14 protein-coding genes are annotated in these 18,069 nt (G+C 45.1%); 8 read left to right on the top strand and 6 right to left on the bottom strand.

What is annotated here, in order from left to right; translation table 11 throughout:
• Positions 1 to 215 precede the first annotated feature (215 nt).
• Positions 216 to 2,303, bottom strand: a complete 2,088-nt coding sequence (locus LJ707_RS17215; RefSeq protein ID WP_228953344.1) for an LruC domain-containing protein — start codon at positions 2,301 to 2,303, stop codon at positions 216 to 218.
• Positions 2,304 to 2,562: 259 nt separating this feature from the next.
• Positions 2,563 to 4,653, bottom strand: coding sequence for an LruC domain-containing protein (locus tag LJ707_RS17220; RefSeq protein WP_228953346.1), 2,091 nt, complete (start codon positions 4,651 to 4,653; stop codon positions 2,563 to 2,565).
• A 226-nt stretch (positions 4,654 to 4,879) separates the two neighbouring features.
• Between LJ707_RS17220 and LJ707_RS17225 the strand changes: the two genes are divergently transcribed.
• A complete protein-coding gene (locus LJ707_RS17225) occupies positions 4,880 to 5,674 on the top strand; it encodes a hypothetical protein (protein WP_228953348.1) in 795 nt (264 codons plus the stop codon).
• A gap of 9 nt (positions 5,675 to 5,683) precedes the next feature.
• Here the strand turns inward: LJ707_RS17225 and LJ707_RS17230 are convergent, their stop codons facing one another.
• Together LJ707_RS17230 and LJ707_RS17235 are read right to left on the bottom strand one after the other, a co-directional pair.
• The gene (locus LJ707_RS17230) at positions 5,684 to 7,327 is read right to left on the bottom strand and encodes an ATP-dependent DNA ligase (RefSeq protein WP_228953352.1); all 1,644 of its coding nucleotides are present in this window, start codon (positions 7,325 to 7,327) and stop codon (positions 5,684 to 5,686) included.
• The gene (locus LJ707_RS17235) at positions 7,324 to 8,433 is read right to left on the bottom strand and encodes a ligase-associated DNA damage response exonuclease (protein WP_228953353.1); all 1,110 of its coding nucleotides are present in this window, start codon (positions 8,431 to 8,433) and stop codon (positions 7,324 to 7,326) included. The genes LJ707_RS17230 and LJ707_RS17235 overlap by 4 nt, the downstream gene beginning before the upstream one ends.
• A 158-nt stretch (positions 8,434 to 8,591) precedes the next feature.
• Between LJ707_RS17235 and LJ707_RS17240 the strand changes: the two genes are divergently transcribed.
• The 4 genes from LJ707_RS17240 to trpC all read left to right on the top strand — a co-directional run bounded on the left by LJ707_RS17240 (position 8,592) and on the right by trpC (position 12,206).
• On the top strand, positions 8,592 to 9,038 hold the full coding sequence (locus LJ707_RS17240; protein ID WP_228953355.1) for a cytochrome B: 447 nt from the start codon (positions 8,592 to 8,594) through the stop codon (positions 9,036 to 9,038).
• Positions 9,039 to 9,247: 209 nt separating this feature from the next.
• A complete protein-coding gene (locus LJ707_RS17245) occupies positions 9,248 to 10,657 on the top strand; it encodes an anthranilate synthase component I family protein (protein ID WP_228953357.1) in 1,410 nt (469 codons plus the stop codon).
• Between the two features lie 48 nt (positions 10,658 to 10,705).
• Entirely contained in the window at positions 10,706 to 11,380 is a 675-nt protein-coding gene (locus LJ707_RS17250) for an aminodeoxychorismate/anthranilate synthase component II (protein WP_228953358.1), read from the top strand.
• A gap of 43 nt (positions 11,381 to 11,423) precedes the next feature.
• On the top strand, positions 11,424 to 12,206 hold the full coding sequence (trpC, locus tag LJ707_RS17255; protein ID WP_228953360.1) for an indole-3-glycerol phosphate synthase TrpC: 783 nt from the start codon (positions 11,424 to 11,426) through the stop codon (positions 12,204 to 12,206).
• Between the two features lie 145 nt (positions 12,207 to 12,351).
• Here the strand turns inward: trpC and purU are convergent, their stop codons facing one another.
• Positions 12,352 to 13,182, bottom strand: a complete 831-nt coding sequence (gene purU / locus LJ707_RS17260) for a formyltetrahydrofolate deformylase (protein WP_228953361.1) — start codon at positions 13,180 to 13,182, stop codon at positions 12,352 to 12,354.
• Positions 13,183 to 13,671: 489 nt separating this feature from the next.
• Between purU and LJ707_RS17265 the strand changes: the two genes are divergently transcribed.
• Positions 13,672 to 14,988 carry an amino acid permease gene (locus tag LJ707_RS17265; protein WP_228953363.1) on the top strand — a complete coding sequence of 439 codons (1,317 nt, stop codon included), beginning with the start codon at positions 13,672 to 13,674 and terminating at the stop codon, positions 14,986 to 14,988.
• Between the two features lie 4 nt (positions 14,989 to 14,992).
• Here LJ707_RS17265 and LJ707_RS17270 read toward each other — a convergent pair whose 3' ends face one another.
• Entirely contained in the window at positions 14,993 to 15,895 is a 903-nt protein-coding gene (locus tag LJ707_RS17270; protein ID WP_228953365.1) for a cation diffusion facilitator family transporter, read from the bottom strand.
• Between the two features lie 124 nt (positions 15,896 to 16,019).
• Here LJ707_RS17270 and LJ707_RS17275 point away from each other — a divergent pair, with 124 nt between their 5' ends.
• Positions 16,020 to 16,895: a cupin-like domain-containing protein gene (locus LJ707_RS17275; protein ID WP_228953367.1), complete on the top strand. Its 876-nt coding sequence runs from the start codon at positions 16,020 to 16,022 to the stop codon at positions 16,893 to 16,895.
• A 60-nt stretch (positions 16,896 to 16,955) separates the two neighbouring features.
• Positions 16,956 to 18,068, top strand: coding sequence for an SPFH domain-containing protein (locus LJ707_RS17280; protein WP_228953369.1), 1,113 nt, complete (start codon positions 16,956 to 16,958; stop codon positions 18,066 to 18,068).
• Position 18,069: the final 1 nt, after the last annotated feature.

An 18,069-nucleotide genomic window follows, 5' to 3' on the forward strand; every position in this document is an offset into this window, starting at 1 on the left:
TGCTTATACATCAAACACTCATCCAACAGGCGTTTAATACTTGAAGTTACCATATCAACGAAATTTTATTTACTCAAAACGAGGTGTATTTTCTACATTATTACTATTTATTTCCCCACAGTGAATTCGGCACGATTTTTTAAAGGTGGAGCCTTTAACGAAAAATGCACCACCCTCGGGTAGTGCATTTCTCACAAATCACTAATCGCTCAATATTATTTTGTGTAGATCAAGGCAGTGTTTTTATAACCGGTTGCAGCGTTGCTGTACCAGTCTGTAAATGAAAGGCCACCTGATGCCGCCCACTCTGCAAAGTGAAGGTAAGCTTTAGTTATGTTAGCCTCTTCAATTGGGTAAGCTATAGCAGTATTGTAGCTAATAGCCCATGGCCAGTTCTCGGTAGACAGGTAGTATTTGCTGCTTGCTGGTTTTGAAGCATCATCCCTTGTACCAAACAGTTTAGTATCAGCCTTATCAGTTGGAGCATAACCCGGTAAGTGTACCTCGTAAGCCCTGCGCAGATTGCTTATCAGGAAAGGATTGAACGCTGATGGCAACAGGTTAGCCTGGGCAACCGGCGAAGCGAAGTTCACTGTTACTGTGGCAGATGTACCGGTAACTTTATCTTTTGAATTAAGTGTATTGATAAAGAATGAGTTATCAGCATTTTTAATCACCGCGTCATGGTTGTCAAAAGGAATGATAACCGCTTTGGTTTGACCGGCTTCAACCCCGTTTGATGCAAACTGGATGTAGTTGCTCGCAATTTTTTGTCCGCTTACTGATGATACAGTTGAAGCAGCAACCGGTAATTGTATACCAAAACCGTTTTTGAATGATGCACCAGCGGCCATAGCGTTAAAGGTACCTTCCATGTTCACAACTTCATTTTTAGCGTTCAAAACAAATTTGTAACGGTAGTTAACCACAAGGTCATTCATATCATAGTCGCCTTTGTTTGGCCAGTTATCTTCAAAAGCTACTTGTGAGTAAGTGGTAGCTGATGGATAGTAGCTATCATAAGCTTTAGTAGCATCATTAGGGTAAGCGTCAAGCGGATCAAGCACACCGTCACCATCTGTATCACCACCGTTATCTATCGGAGCAACACCATCATTTGAGATAGCTGTCACCGGGTTTGAGCTTGCGTAGAATACCAGGTCATTAAAGTCATTGTCAGAATCAGTATCACGTGGAAGATCCTCAAAACCTATCAGGTATAATTTGTGGAATTCATCATATAATAATACTGAGTGTCTTCTCAGGCTCGCGCTGCTTTCAGGGTTAAGGGCATCGTTTGAAAAGTATTTAGTTCCGGTGGTTGAGATACCTTTACCAGTCCAGGCATTTTGTAATAACACAAAGCCTATTGAAGTACCCGCGCTGAAACGGCCAAGCTTTACTTTATCACCTGAGTTTAAGCCACCGGCTGAACCTACTGCTGATGAGTTAGGGAATACCACGGTAGCATCGCTGATGCTTTCTTGCGTTGGTGTAGTACCTGTTTTATAAGTGTAGTAAGCCAATGTGTTCAGGAAACCTGCACCTTCTGACACGAAAGTGATCCATACATCTGAAGTAGCCGTTACTTTTAATACTGTAGTAGCGCTGCTTGTAAGATACTCGGGGTGAGATTTTGTAAGGGCAACGTTCTCAGGTAATGATGAGTTGACATATTTTAATAATGCCGCGTCAATAACATCGCCTGCAGACTCTAAATATTTAGGGCGACCCAGGCTGAACGGATATGTTGATGTATTTACAACCGCATCGTTTGAAGTGCTGTATGGTGATGGGTATACCAGTGTTACGTTGGTAGCAGCAGCCATTTTTAATGAATTGCTGATCTTGGTAGCGTTGGTTGTTGAAGCGCTGCCGATAACATCGCCGCCAAAACCTGTTTTACCACCAATTACCGCTGTAGTTGCAGCACCATTTATAGCAGCAACCGCGTTACGTATTAAACCTACGTAAGCAGGGTCAATAATAAGTTGTGTTGCTGAGGTAGGCACAGTAACTTTTGAAGTGATGTTACCATTTTGGTCGGTAACTGCTTTGAAAATTGCTGATTCAGTATTTGAAGGATTATATACGCTAACCACAACGCCTGCAAGTGGCTGATCGTTGTTGGTACGTAAAGTAATGTTTAATGCTACATCTTTAGTAGTGCTGAAGTTGAAACCCTCCGGGGCTATTTTGCTTCCTGTATTTTCAACCGGGGTTGGTTGTGTTGAGCTATCTTTTTTACAAGATGCCATGCCTGCTAAAGTACCTAACAGTAAAAAGGTGTAAATCTTTTTCATTTTTAAATTAATTAGTGTTGATGCAACTGCATAGGCAATAAGAGTTCCAACTTCTAAAAAGTATGGCTTTCATAGCTAAAAATTCCTGATAGTTGTGCCAACATGTATTCAATAAAATGGAAAAATTTCCCCAATGGGGAATTAATAGGATAGAAAAGTGTGGAATTCCCCAATTTATAAAACAAAAAAATCCCGGCGCGTGTTAAGCGGCCGGGATGATGACCCACATTGCTATGGGCTTATCGGTCAGTTATAGAAATTACTTGGTGTAAATAAAGCTGCTGTTACGGTAACCCGATGCAGTGTTGCTATACCAGTCGGCAAAAGTTGAACCGCCTGATGCCGCCCACTCTGCAAAGTGCAGGTAAGCTTTATTAATGTTCGCCTCTTCAATAGGGTAAAGTATGGCTGTTGTGTAGCTGATAGCCCATGGCCAGTTCTCGTTAGACAGGTAATACTTACCACTTGCCGGCGCTGAAGCATCATCATTAGTACCGAACAATTTAGCATCTACCTTATCAGTTGGCGCGTAACCCGGCAGGTGAATTTCATAACCGCGGCGCTGGTTGCTGATCAGGAACGGATTGAACGCTGATACTGCAAGGTTAGCCTGGTCAACCGCTGTAGTAAAGTTAATATTTACTGTTACTGTAGTACCGGTAACTTTATCCTTAGCGTTCATGGTATTAATAAAGAATGAATTGTCGGCATTTTTTATCACCGCGTCCTGGTTATCAAACGGAATGATAACCGCTTTGCTTTGGCCCGCCTCGGTACCATTTGATGACATTTGCAGGTAAGTACCTGTAATTTTGTGGCCTGTTACTGATGACACAGCCGAAGCGCTAACCGGTAACTGCACACCAAAACCGTTTTTGAATGATGCACCGGCAGCTACAGGCACAAACTCACCTTTCATGCTCACCACCTGGTTTTTAGCATTACTTACAAATGAGTAGCGGTAGTTAACAACAAGGTCATTCAGGTCATAATCGCCTTTAGTTGGCCAGTTATCCTCAAAAGCAACCTGTGCATAAGTGCTTGCTGATGGGTAGTAGCTATTGTAAGCTTTAGTAGCATCGTTAGGATAAGCGTCAAGCTCGTCAATCACACCGTCACCATCAGTATCGCCGCCGTTATCAATTTCAGCAACACCTGTTTTTGAGATAGCTGTTATCGGGTTAGCTGTGGCGTAAACTACCAGGTCATTAAAGTCGTTATCAGAACCATTTTGCCTGTTTATATCCTCAAAGCCTAACAAAAATAATTTGTGTGCATCGTCATACAACATTACGCTGTGCCTGCGTGTGGCAGTTGTACTTTCAGGATTAAACTTATCTGTAGTGTAAAATTTAGCAGCCGAAGTATTCACACCGCTACCTGTCCAGGCATCCTGTATCAATACAAAGCCTATAGATGTACCGGCATCAAATGTACCCAGTTTTACTTTATTACCGCTTACCAGGCCGCCACCTGATCCTGATGCCGAGGCATTAGGGAAGATGTAAGTAACCTTGTCAATACCACCTAATAAAGTACCGCCGCCGGCCTGTGTTGGAGGATTGTTTGTAGGGTAAGTATAGTAAGCAAGTGTATTACGGTAACCCGCGCCTTCTGACACGAAAGTGATCCATACATCAGATTTTGCGGTTACATTAATAGCTTGAACTGATGAAGATGTTAAATACTCAGGATGAGAGGTAGTAAGCGGGGTACCTTCAGGTAATGAAGCGTTTACATATGACAGCAATCCCTGATCAATAACATCCGAAGTAGTTTCCAGGTAAACAGGCTTACCCAGGTTAACAGGGCTGGTAAACGCGTTTGACGCGGTATAAGTGCCCGGGTAAACAAAATCAGTATTTAACAAACCATTTGTACCAAGGCTGTTGCTCCTGATGCTGTTTCCAACACTTTCAGGCTCAATATCGCCAGCGTAACCGGTGGCACCACCAATAACTACCGTTGTTGAGCTGCCTTTAATTGAAGCGGTTGCATAACGCATTAAACCTACGTAAGCAGGGTCAATAGTAAGCTTGGTTAAATACGATGGCACGTTAACTTTACCTTTAAGGTTACCGTTAGCATCAGTAACACCCTTAAAAATAGAGGCGTTAACATCGGTGTTTGACGGATCGTAAACGCTGACCACAACACCTGATAACGGTTGGTTATTGTTAGTGCGCAGGGTTACATCAACATCAATGTCTTTGCTGGTTTTAAAGTTAAAGCCATCAGGGGCAATTTTGTCAGTTGGTACTTCAGGCGTCGGCTCGTTCGACCTATCCTTTTTACATGACGCCAAACCTGCAACACCCAGTATTAACAGGCAAGTAAATAATTTTTTCATATTGATTAATTAGTATTCGTTATACGAACAAATACAACTATAGTTCCATAAATTTTAACTGTCAAATTAAACTTGCAAAACGTTTTAGCTGAAAGTTAATGCTTTTTAACGGGGAGTTTCATTCCCAAAAAGTGTGGAAACAATGGGAAATATTCCCCATAGGAGTACGAATTTTTTATTCTCTGTAACAATTGCCTCTATATCAGGTCAAAACCAAAACACAACCATGACCAGACACCTTTACCCCCTATTAATCGCTGCTATCGGCATCTTTTCTGTAAATGAAGCATCGGCTCAAAAGATCGACTCAATTAAGGCAGGCGATAAAAACCTCATTACCAGCCAGCTAAAACCCGGTCTAAAACAATACATGGTGTATTTCCAAATGCCGGCGCGAAAGAAAAGTGTCAATATTTCGCTTTGGTTAAGAAAGGTGCAAAAAACAACCCGTAATAACGAAGCCGTTTTTATTACTACGCAACATTGGTACGCCTCGGATACTAATCAATACCGCCACATCATATCAGTAAACAAGGCAACAGATTTTAGTCCGCTATATCACCGGGAAACAATAGGCACAAAAACCAAGGCATATAACTGGGGCGATAAAAAAATAAGCGGAGCCGATACCGTGACCAACAATCTGGCAAAAGATTTTACGCTCGCGTTCGATCAGCCAAATCTGAACTGGAACCTGGATGTGGAAACTTTTGAGATGCTGCCATTAGCCTATGGCAAGGTGTTCGCTATTAATTTTTACGATGCGGGCATAGGAAAACCGGCATACACTACATATAAAGTAACCGGCAGTGAAATGCTTACCCTTTTAAATAACGAAAAGGTGGACTGCTGGAAACTGGTTAACGAAGGCGACTTTAACGGCAACAAATTCACCCAAACATTTTGGATCAGCAAAAAAAGCCATGAGTTTTTAAAAGAGGAAGATGCCTTTAACGGCGGTTACCGCTATAAGGTAAAATTACCGGGCAACGCACCCGATCTGCTTGCGCGGTTCAAATAACATTCTTAATTATGATCCCTCCTCCGGTGATGGAGAAACAGGATCGAGGAGTGCCTTTAACGTTTCGAGCGTATCGGCCTCCTCTTTCTTTTTGTCATGCCGCCAGCGCAGTATACGCGGAAAGCGCAGCGCGATGCCCGATTTGTGGCGGGTGGATTTATTGATTCCCTCAAAACCGATCTCGAACACCAACTCGGGTTTTACTGTTCGCACCGGCCCGAATTTTTCGAGGGTATTACGCTTCACAAAATAATCAACCTTGTTTATTTCCTGGTCGGTAAGGCCGGAGTAGGCCTTGGCAAAGGGCACCAGCTTATCGCCATCCCAAACGGCAAAGGTGTAGTCGGTATACAGGTCGGCACGGCGGCCATGACCTTTTTGGGCATAGATCATAACGGCATCAATGGAGAGCGGATCTATCTTCCACTTCCACCAGTCGCCGCGGCGGCGGCCAACCTGGTAAGTAGCGTTTTTACGCTTGAGCATAATACCCTCGGCTATCATGGCGCGCGATTGTTCGCGCAGTGTTTCAAGCTCGGCCCAGCTATCAAATTTTATTAATTCCGATATGCGGAAAACCTCAGGATACTCTGTAGCGGCTTGCAATTGCTCCAGAATAACGCGCCGTTCGGCTTGTGTTTTGGTACGGATATCCTCCCCCTCAAATTCCAGGCAATCATAAGCAATAACAGCTACCGGGCTGTCCTGCAATATTTTTTTGCTCAGATTTTTTCGGCCTATGCGGGTTTGCAGCACATTAAAAGGCATGGGCAAACCATTGGTAAAACTCAATATCTCACCATCAAGCACGGTACCATCAGGGAGGGCATTTAAAAACGGATGCAGCTCCGGGAATTTCTCGGTCGATAGGTCTTCACCCCTGCTCCAGATGAATATCTTTCCATCGCGTTTGATCATTTGCGCACGGATGCCGTCCCACTTCCACTCCGCCTGCCATTCGGCAGGTTGCCCTAACGAAGCCTCCAAATCATCAGCAGTTTTTCGTTTTTCTGATGTTTCCTGTATTGGGTACGCTAAAAAGAAAGGGTATGGGCGCGATATATCATCAGCCGTGCTTTGTTCCTGTATCAGTTGTTCATAACTATAGGTTTCGGGCATCCAGCTACCCATAATGCGGTGTGTAAGCGTTGCTGCTTCAATACCTGTAACCTCGGCCAGCGCCTTTACAACCAGGTTTTGCGACACCCCTATCCGGAAGCTTCCGGTAAGCAGCTTGTTAAATACAAAACGCTCCTGCCTGTCCAGCATCATCCACGATTCTATTAGCCACAATTTGCGTTCTTCTTCATTGCGCTTTGCAACTTCATTAATTTCCGCCACCCACTCGGTAAGTGTTTTATTACTGCCCGATGTATTCTCCGGCATCAGCAGCGACATGGTTTCGGCCAGATCACCCACCACATGGTAGCTCTCCTCAAACAGCCATGCCGGTATGTTTGATAGCTCTACCGCCCAGTTACGCACCAGGGTAGAGTTGATAGGCCGCTTGGGCCGCCTGCCGGTAAACAGTGCCAGCATGTGCATTTTATCCGCATCGGGCACACTGTTAAAATAATCTTTAAGGATGCGTACCTTCTCGTTGGTCTTGTTGGTTTCATCAAGCGAGAGAAAAAGTTGGGCAAAGGCTTTCATTTTACCCCTCCTAAATCCTCCCCGAGGGGGAGGACTTGCCTGTCAGAGTCATTACCATATTCCTTTAAAGCCTCCCCTCCGGGGAGGTTTGGAGGGGTGAGGTTTGGCGAAGTTTCCTCCTCCTCTTCGCCATACAAAGTATGCACCTCTCTTGCATCAAAACCTATCTCATTTAAATAACGGGTGAATGATGCCGTATAACCATGTGTTAAGTAAACTTTTTCGCAGCCTGTGGCATCAATGGCGCTTACCAGCCCGTCCCAATCGGCATGGTCTGACAGGATAAAGCCCCTGTCGGCGGCACGCCGCCGCTTGGCCCCGCGCAAGGCCATCCAGCCTGAACAATAGCCAAAGCTAAACGGCGCGAACTTACGTATCCAGGGTGTGCCAATGGCTGACGGCGGCGCCAATATGATGCCTTTTCGTATCTCATCTTTTGGTGTGTCAGCGGTGATCCGGGTAGTGGGGTTAAGTATTACACCATTACGGCGCAACGCCTCGTTGGTATTTTCAATAACGCCGTGGGTAAATACCGGGCCGATGTTTAAATCAAGGTTTTGCAGTATGCGTTGCGCCTTACCCAGCGAGTAGCCCGATATAACCGTTAACAAACCCTGCTGCTGGTTGCTGCACCACCAGTTATTTATTTCGCTGAATATCTGCGCCTGCTCCTTCCACTGGTAAACAGGCATACCAAATGTACACTCCGATATAAAATGCTGGCAGGCCACCGGCTCAAACGGCGTAGAGATACCGTCATCCTGCGTTTTATAATCGCCGGACACTACCCAAACCTCACCTTTATAACTTATCCTGATCTGTGCCGAGCCAATAACATGCCCTGCCGGGAAGAGGCATATCTCTACACCATTTTTCATTACCGTTTCACCATACTCCACCGTTTGCAGGCTGATCTCTCCGAGGCGGTAGTACAACACCTCCTTTGACAGGTGATGCGCCAGGTAACGTTTATGCCCCACATAGGCATGGTCGGCATGGGCGTGTGTAATTACGGCATCATCCACGGGTTTCCAGGGGTCAATGTAAAATCGCCCTTGTTCGCAGTAAATGCCACGGTCGGTAAATTCAAGTAACGGCTTGGCCATAGGTAATTATAACCGTGGCCGGTTAATTTAGTTTTTTATTGCAAACCGATCATTATTTACAACGATTCTAAATTAAGAGCAACAAATTCAGTTTAAAGCCATTCGGTATTCCTTTTCCTTAATCTTGTCTATCTTCGTACAAAAATCTCATTCCCCATATGGAACTTTACAGCATCATTAAACATCTTCACTCAGGCTTCAGGTATATTGTATTAGTACTGGTTGTAGTGGCCGTAATAAACGCTTTTTTAGGCTGGTTTGGCAACAAAGCCTATACCGAAGGCAGCCGCAAGCTTAACCTTTTCGCGCTGATATCGGCACACGTACAATTTTTGATCGGTTTGATATTGTACTTTTTAAGCCCATTTGTACAGTTCACCAGCCAAACCATGAAGAATGCTGAAACCCGCTACTGGACGATGGAGCACGTAGTAATGATGCTTTTCGCCATCGTATTAATTACCATTGGCAACAGCAAATCAAAAAAGATCACCCTGCCACAAGGCAAACACAGAACGATAGCGATATTTTTTGGATTAGCGATTTTGATAATCGTAGTAGCCATTATTCAAAGCAAAAGAGGTTTATTTGGCTTTACCTCTTAAAAATTTTACAAAAAGTTGGTCAAATCAAATTTCTTTCTAAATTTGCCCTGCATTATGATCAAAATCACACTTTTAAACAACTGGTGGCACCATTTAATTTTGGCAGCCGGATAGTGTATTGAGATCAACTACTAACCAATTGTAAACCTAATAGGACCCGGCGAATTTCACTCATTCGACGGGTTTTTTTGTTTATAGGGATTTAACGTATGAAGAATTTTAAAATTGTAACCACCCATAAAAAATTGCTGGCCGATACCACCACACCGGTGAGCATTTACCTGCGCCTGCGCGATGTTTATCCTAACTCGCTGCTGCTTGAAAGTTCCGACTATCATAGTCGCGAAAACAGCATGAGCTATGTGTGCTGCGAACCCATAGGCGGCCTTGCGCTTAACAAGGGCGAGCTAAAACTGCGATACCCTGACGGCAGCAAACAAACCTTTAAACCCGGCGAGTTTGAACTGATTGAGCAGATCAATAATTTTTTGTCGATTTTTGAAACCGAGGGAAATTTAGGGAAGATCATCTCGAACGGCTTGTTTGGTTATTTTACACACGAGGCGGTGGAGCATTTTGAAACTATTAAATTAAAACAGGTTGAGGATGATATTCGCCAGATACCTGAGATGCAGTATAATATCTACCGCTACATTATTGCGATAGATCATTTTAAGAATGAATTGTACATTTTCCACAACCAGGTGGAGGGCGGCGCTACCAACGGCGGTATTGAAAAGGTAGAGTACCTGATCAAAAACAAAAACTTTCCGGAATATAGCTTTAACAGTAAGGCCGATGAGCGATCAAACCTCACCAATGAGCAATTCATCGCCATTGTGGAGAAGATGAAGCAGCATATTTATCGTGGTGATGTTTTCCAGATTGTGCCGTCAAGAGCTTTCTCTAAGGAGTTTACCGGCGATGAATTTAATGTTTACCGTGCGCTGCGCTCCATTAACCCATCGCCTTATTTATTTTATTTTGATTTTGGCGACTTCCGCATCTTCGGCTCATCGCCGGAGGCTCAGATCACCATCAAAAACCGTGTGGCCAGCATTTATCCTATTGCCGGAACCTTTAAACGTAGTGGTGATGACATAAAGGATGCGGAACTGGCCCTGAGTTTGAAAAATGACCCCAAGGAATCAGCAGAACACGTAATGCTGGTTGACCTTGCCCGTAACGACCTGAGCCGACATTGCGGTGAAGTGGAAGTAAAGGCTTTTAAAGAAGTTCAATATTATTCGCACCTGATACACCTGGTATCGCACGTGAGCGGCAAGCTGCACGAGGGAGCATCGGCATTTAAAATTGTGGCTGATACCTTTCCAGCAGGTACGTTAAGCGGCGCGCCTAAATACCGTGCGATGGAAATTATAGACGAGAATGAGAATATAAAACGTAGCTTTTACAGTGGCGCTATAGGTTATTTGGGCTTTAACGGCGACTTTAACCATGCCATCATGATCCGCTCGTTTTTGAGCAAGAATAACACCCTGCATTACCAGGCCGGGGCAGGCATTGTAGCCGGATCAGTACCGGAGAGTGAATTGAACGAGGTGAATAATAAAATAGCTGCTTTGCGTAAGGCTATTGAACTGGCGGAGGAATTATAAAAGCCCCCCGGTCCCCTAAAGGGGGGAGAAGAAAATAAAAAAGACAAAATGAGTACAGCAAAAAATAACGCCGCAAATAACTCCCCCTTTAGGGGGTCGGGGGGCAACATCCTGATAATAGATAATTACGACTCGTTTACCTATAACCTGGTGCATTTGGTGAATGAGATAGGTTTGCAATGCGAGGTATGGCGTAACGATCAGTTTAAGCTGGAGGATGTTGACGCGTTCGATCATATTATCCTTTCGCCGGGGCCGGGCATACCATCCGAGGCAGGTTTGCTGTTGCAGGTAATAGAGCGATACGCGCCTACCAAAAGCATTTTTGGTGTATGTTTAGGTCAGCAGGCTATAGCCGAGGTATTTGGCGGCTCGCTATCAAACTTAAAGCAGCCTATGCACGGCATTGCTACGCCTATAACGGTTACTGATGCGCATGAACCATTATTTATCGGCCTGCCACAAAGCTTTAACGTAGGGCGCTACCACTCGTGGGTGGTTAATAGTGATGACTTACCCGATACACTTACCATTACGGCTGTTGACGAACAGGACAATTCAGTTATGGCATTACGCCACAAGCAGTATAATGTACGCGGGGTACAGTTTCACCCCGAGTCAATACTGACCGAATACGGTAAAGAAATGCTGAAAAACTGGTTAGCCCCCCAGACCCCTAAAGAGGGTGCTGCTGCGGAGGCTGTTCAACCTGATAATAAATAAATTACTTTTACATCACTCCCCCTTTAGGGGGTCGGGGGGCTTTATGACGATACTTGATAAAATTGTAGAAAATAAACGCAGGGAAGTAGCACGTGCTAAAAGCCGCGTTTCGTACACCAAGCTTGAGGAGGCCGAGTTTTTTTCGCGCGATACTTATTCGTTCCGTGAGTTTTTATTAGCGCCGGATCGTACCGGTATTATTGCCGAATTTAAGCGCCGATCGCCATCAAAGGGCATTATTAACGATAAGGTGACTGTAAAACAGGTGACCACCGCCTATGCAGCAGCAGGAGCTTCGGCACTATCGGTATTAACAGACAGGCATTTTTTTATGGGGCAAAAGGTGGATGTAAAGCGTGCCCGGATGCTCAACAATATCCCCATACTGCGTAAGGATTTTATGATAGACGAGTACCAGGTAATAGAAGCCAAGGCAATGGGTGCCGATGTAATATTGCTTATTGCCGCCATACTCACCCCAGCCGAAATAGACAAGTTAGCAACGCTGGCAAAAAGCCTCGGTTTGAATGTTTTATTAGAGGTACATAACCTGGAAGAACTGGAACGCAGCATTCATCCAAAACTGGATGCCATAGGTGTAAATAACCGTAACCTGGCCGACTTTACCGTATCTGTTGATACCTCATTCCAACTGGCTAAACATATACCTGATGAATTTTTAAAAGTATCAGAAAGCGCCATCAGCAATACCGAGGTTATCAAAGATTTAAAGCAGGCAGGTTTCAGCGGCTTTTTAATAGGCGAAAACTTTATGAAAGAAGCAGATCCCGGTGCGGCGATGCGGGAGTTTGTAAAGAATCTGTAGGCTTTTTTAAATTGTCATTTCGACGAAGGAGAATCCTACACACGTTCATTACAAAGCGACAGATTTCTCCTCGTACCTCGTCGAAATGACAAATTATAGTTAGATTCCTCCCCCTCTCCTCCGGAGAGGGCCGGGGGTGAGGTTATTACTCTATCACCACCGTTTTATTATTATACACAAACACCCTGTCATCAAACACCAACTTTAACGCTTTGGCTAATACCGAGGTTTCTACCTCTTTGCCCGCGCTCATCATATCAGCGGCGGTATAGCCATGGTTAACCGGGATGATCTGCTGCGCGATGATCGGGCCTTCATCCAGCTCATTTGACACAAAATGCGCCGTTGCGCCTATCAGCTTAACGCCACGCTCAAAGGCCTGCCTGTATGGGTTGGCGCCTACAAAAGCCGGTAAAAATGAGTGGTGTATGTTAATGATCCGCATCGGGAACAGGCTGTTAAACACTGGCGATAGTATGCGCATAAATTTAGCGAGCACCACATAATCAGGGTTGCTTTGCTGCACCAGTGCGGTGATCTGCTCCTCAGCCTGCTGCTTGGTTTGCCCCTCATAACTTACATGGTGAAACGGAATATCAAACCTGCGGCAAACATCCGCCAAAACATCATGATTGCCGATAACGCATTGTACGCTTGCCCCCAACGTGCCAAAGTAATTGCGCACCAGTATATCGGCCAGGCAATGGTACTCCTTGGTAACCAGCACCACTATCTTTTTATCAGGTTGCGGGTTAATCTTAACCAGCGCGTCTGCCGGCAAAATAGCATAAAGCTCCTGTTCAAGCGCAATAGTATCGGCGGCGTTGCCATCAACTTCAAGGCGCATAAAAAACAGGTTTTCGGCAACATCAACATGCTCACCTAACGATATGATATTGTATTGATGCCTGGCCATTAGGGCCGATATAGAAGCCACTAACCCCACCCGGTCGCGGCACTGTATAACGATGATCATAGTGAGGTAAAGGTATTGATTTCAGCGATTAATAAAAGAGAGAGCCCTCGGTAGATAAGCTAATTTATAAATAATGATTATGAGGATAAGGATGTGCTAATTGAAGCGTTAGTGGTCGTTACTTTCTTTTGTGCAGACAAAAGAAAGTAACCAAAGAAAAACTGCCGGCTACGTCCTGCCCGGTGAAAGATTTTGCTTTGGCAGGACTTGTGCTACTCCGGGCATTCCTGATGCCGGGAGAATGGTTATTTACGATCTTGCTTTAACTTTATCATAATTTTTTGTTATTCCGAACGAGGTTTGAGGAGGAATCTGTCGCTGTACTAATAAACGCGAATAAATCTCACTATAATTCGAGATGACGTTAATTTCTATTTTAAAAGTCCTCCCCCCTCGGGGAGGATTTAGGAGGGGTGTTTCCCTTGAAGAGGGTTGGGGTGAGGTTTTAAAATAAATACTTACTTTGCTTTAAAATACCACCACTCAATTATGCCTTCATCCACACCAGCAAAAAACAAATTAGGTTTATGGACGAGCACCTCGCTGGTCATCGGCAACATGATAGGCGCCGGTGTGTTCCTGATGCCGTCGGCAATGGCATCATTTGGCAGCATAAGCTTATTGGGCTGGGTGTTCGCGGCAATCGGCGCTTATTTTTTGGCAAGGGTGTTCAGCAACCTCAGCAAGTTGCTGCCGCAGGTATCCGGCGGGCCGTATGCTTATACCCGCAGCGGTTTTGGCGATTTTGCCGGTTTCCTGGTGGCCTGGTGCTATTGGATAGCCGTATCATGCGCCAACGCCGCCATTACCATATCGCTGGTTAGCGCCTTAACCGCTTTTGTACCTGCATTGGGCAGCAGTGCCACTGCATCAATACTTACAGGCCTAACGGCTATCTGGCTGCTTACGTGGATCAATACCCGGGGTATAGTGGTATCGGGTAAGTTGCAGTTGGCTACTACCATACTCAAAATACTGCCGCTGCTGGTTATCGCAATTGGTGGCTTGTTCTTTATAAGGCTTGATAATTTTTTACCGTTCAATAACAGCGGCACATCTGTATCCGCGGCTATAAACGCTACAGTTACCTTAGCCATGTTCGCTTTTGTAGGCATCGAGAGCGCGGCCATCCCGGCGGCAGATGTGGAGAATGCCGATAAAACCGTATCAAAAGCTACCGTATTGGGCTTAGGTATCGCAACGCTTATTTACCTGTTGGGCAGTGTTAGTATCATGGGGATAATTCCTATTCAAAAGCTTGCTAAGTCAGCCACGCCATATGCCGATGCGGCGGAGATTATGTTTGGCAAGTCATCACGTTATTGGGTGAGCGCGGGCATCGCCATAGCTGCCTTTGGCGCGCTTAACGGCTGGATATTGATACAGGGGCAAATCCCACGGTCTATAGCTAAAGATAAATTATTCCCGGCCATTTTTGCCCGTGAGAACAAACGCCATGTACCCTATGTAGGCATGGTGATCAACAGCATCATGGTATCCATCTTTATGGCGATGAATTATACTAAGGGACTGGTAGATCAGTTCAGGTTTTTGATGCTGCTATCCATATTTACGGTATTTGTGCCTTATTTGCTAACCATGGCATCCTACATCATCATCAGGGCAAAGCAAAATATAAAAACCGGGTTGAGAGGCGCGGTACTGCTTGCCGTTCTGGCTTTTGCCTATTGTTTGTGGGGCATCATCGGCGCAGGCGAACTAACCGTATTTTATGGCTTCCTGTTTATGGCCGCGGGCATACCGGTTTATGTATGGATCAGACTGGCTAACAAAACGGATAATTAATCGCTTAATCAATAGTGTTAGGCTGAATAATTACAAAGCGCACCAGTTGGTATTTTTCTTTAATGCGATTACGTAACCTCACAATAGCATCCGTAATATCTTCCGTATCCAAATCGGGCTCGAAAACAACCATCAGCATCAGTACCACTTCTTCCGGCGATTGGTAGGTTGACAGGATGTTGACCACTTTAGCAACTGCCGGATCAGCCTCTACAAACCGCTTTAACTTGTCCTTTGTTTCAGGAGCGATGCCCTCACCCATCAGCAGGCTCCGGCTTTCACGCGCCAGTATGGCCGATACCCCGATCAGCAGCAAGCCAACCAACACCGATGCTACACCATCCATATACTCCAGCCCGGTAGCATGACCTATCACCATAAATACCAGTACAATGGCAAGGCCAATAACCGCCGCGCTATCCTCAAACAACACCAAAAAGCTCGATGGATCTTTACTTTTGATAATGGCGTTCCACCAGGTATCATTACCCCGCACCTTGTTAAACTCCTTTATAGCTATCCACAGCGAGCTTCCCTCAAATATCATTGACAGTACCAGCACCACATAATTCCAGGTGGGGTTACCGGGTGGCTCGGCATGTATAATGTGTACAATACCCTGGTAAACCGAAATACCGCCGCCGAGGCTGAATATGAGTATGGATACAATGAACGACCAAAAATAGATCTCTTTACCGTACCCGAAAGGATGAAAAGCATCGGCAGGTTTATGGCTCTGTTTAATTCCGTACAATATCAGCACCTGGTTAATGGTGTCAACCAGCGAATGCACACCCTCTGATATCATGGACGGGCTGCCACTAAAGCCACCTGCAACAAATTTGGTAACCGCTATAAGCAGGTTAGCAGCAAGGGCACTGTATATTGATTTGTAACTTTTAGCCATGTATTTATCTCCGGGATGCTTAAAATACAGCTACAATAAAAAAAAGTTTAGTGTGCCGCGTGCAATATTAATTTACCATTAATTTGACCTTTGCCAATTAGCCTGTATTTGTAAATTTGATACCATGTTGCTAAAACCAATTGCCCGAGTTGAGGATATTGAAAGGGCCGATTTTCAAAAAACATATTTACAAACCAAAACGCCGGTAGTATTTAAAAGCCTTGTTAAGGATAGCCCCGCGCTGCAAAAGTGGAGCTATGATTACTTTAAGGAGATCGCCGGAGATTACAAGGTAAACCTTTATGGCCGAGAAGACGAGTTTAACGACCGTGCCACCAGTGCACCGGTAATGAAATCAACCTTTGGGGAATACCTTGATTTGATAGCCGAGGGTCCGGCCGAGTTGCGCCTTTTTTTATTCAACCTGCTGCAACATAACCCCGAACTGAAAAAGGACCTGGTATATAATGACCCAACCGGCGGCAAAATAGTATCGTGGCTGCCTTACATGTTTTTTGGCGGCGAGGGATCGAGTGTGCGCTACCATTATGATATTGATATGTCGCACATATTTTTAACGCAGTTTAAGGGTGTAAAAAAGGTATTGCTTTTCTCGTTAGATCAGTCGCCGCTTTTATATAAACTACCGTTTAACTTTCACGGTATTGCGAACCTTAATGAGCCTGACCTAAAAAAATATCCGGCATTGCAATACCTGCAAGGCTGGGAGTGTGAGCTACAGCCCGGCGAAACTTTATACATTCCATCGGGCTACTGGCATTATATAAAGTACGTTACCGAGGGATATTCGGTAAGCTTGCGAATGCTTAACGAGCGGCCGGTGGAGCGCCTGCGCGGCTTTAACAATATATTTTTAGTGCGCCGGTTTGACAACACCATGCGCAGATTATTCAAGGACAAATGGCTTGATTACAAAATCAGGAAAGCAGAAGAAAATGCCAACAGGGCCATCCAGAATTTAAAGGCTCAGCGCGCCTGATGTTGTAACAAATAACGCGGTTTTAAATCTTATCACTACATTTAAATAAAACTTATACCTATGGGACTTTTCAGTAGATTGTTAAGCGAACTTATAGATGTTATTGAATGGGTTGACAATACCCATGATACATTGATATGGAAGTTTCCGCGGAATGATAATGCCATTAAGATGGGCGCCAAACTCACGGTGCGTGAATCGCAGGTGGCCATATTTGTGAATGAAGGTAAAATAGCCGACGTTTTTCAGCCCGGCATGTACGAGCTTACCACACAGAACATGCCGATACTCACTACCCTTGAGGGCTGGAAGTATGGCTTTCAAAGTCCGTTTAAGGTTGATGTTTATTTTGTGAGCACCCGCATGTTCACCAATCAAAAATGGGGTACCAAAAACCCGGTTATGCTGCGCGACGCGGAGTTTGGCCCGGTAAGGCTGCGTGCTTTCGGCTCGTATGCTTTCAGGGTGGCTGATGCCGCGACGTTTTTCAGGCAGATAGCCGGTACAGGCGCCGGGTTTAATGTAGAGAATATAAACGAACAGTTACGCAATATCATCGTATCGAGAGGTATGGATACCGTAGCTGCCTCAAAAATACCGGTGCTTGACCTCGCAGCTAATTACGATGAGGTTGGCGTGATCATCAAAAACAATATAGCGCCCGACCTGACGGAAATGGGTTTGATCCTGACATCGTTATTAGTCGAGAATATTTCGCTGCCGCCCGAGGTGGAGAGTGTGCTTGATAAACGCACCCAAATGGGCATTGTAGGCAACCTGGGTGCTTACGCGCAGTTTCAGGCAGCTAACGCTATTGAAAAATCTGCCGAGAACAGCATCGGCGGTAACCTGGGTGCAGCAGGAATGGGGCTGGGTGTAGGCGCTGCCATGATGGGGCAGGTAGGTAATATTTTTAAAGATAACCATGTGGATGCCACGCCACCGGCGAATGACGGGCCGCCGCCAATTAAGGCTGAAACACAGTATTACATCGCTATCGACGGAAAATCTGAAGGGCCGGCAACGCTGGAGCAGTTAAAAACCATCATCAACCAAAAGCAATTGAGTGCTGATACCAGGGTTTGGAAAAAAGGCATGGCCGATTGGGCTCCTGCCGAATCGGTTGACGAATTATCTGATCTGTTTGGCAATACACCGCCGCCGCTTGCTTAAT

The sequence above is a fragment of the Mucilaginibacter sp. UR6-1 genome, from assembly GCF_020880975.1.
In the GTDB taxonomy this organism is placed as follows: domain Bacteria; phylum Bacteroidota; class Bacteroidia; order Sphingobacteriales; family Sphingobacteriaceae; genus Mucilaginibacter.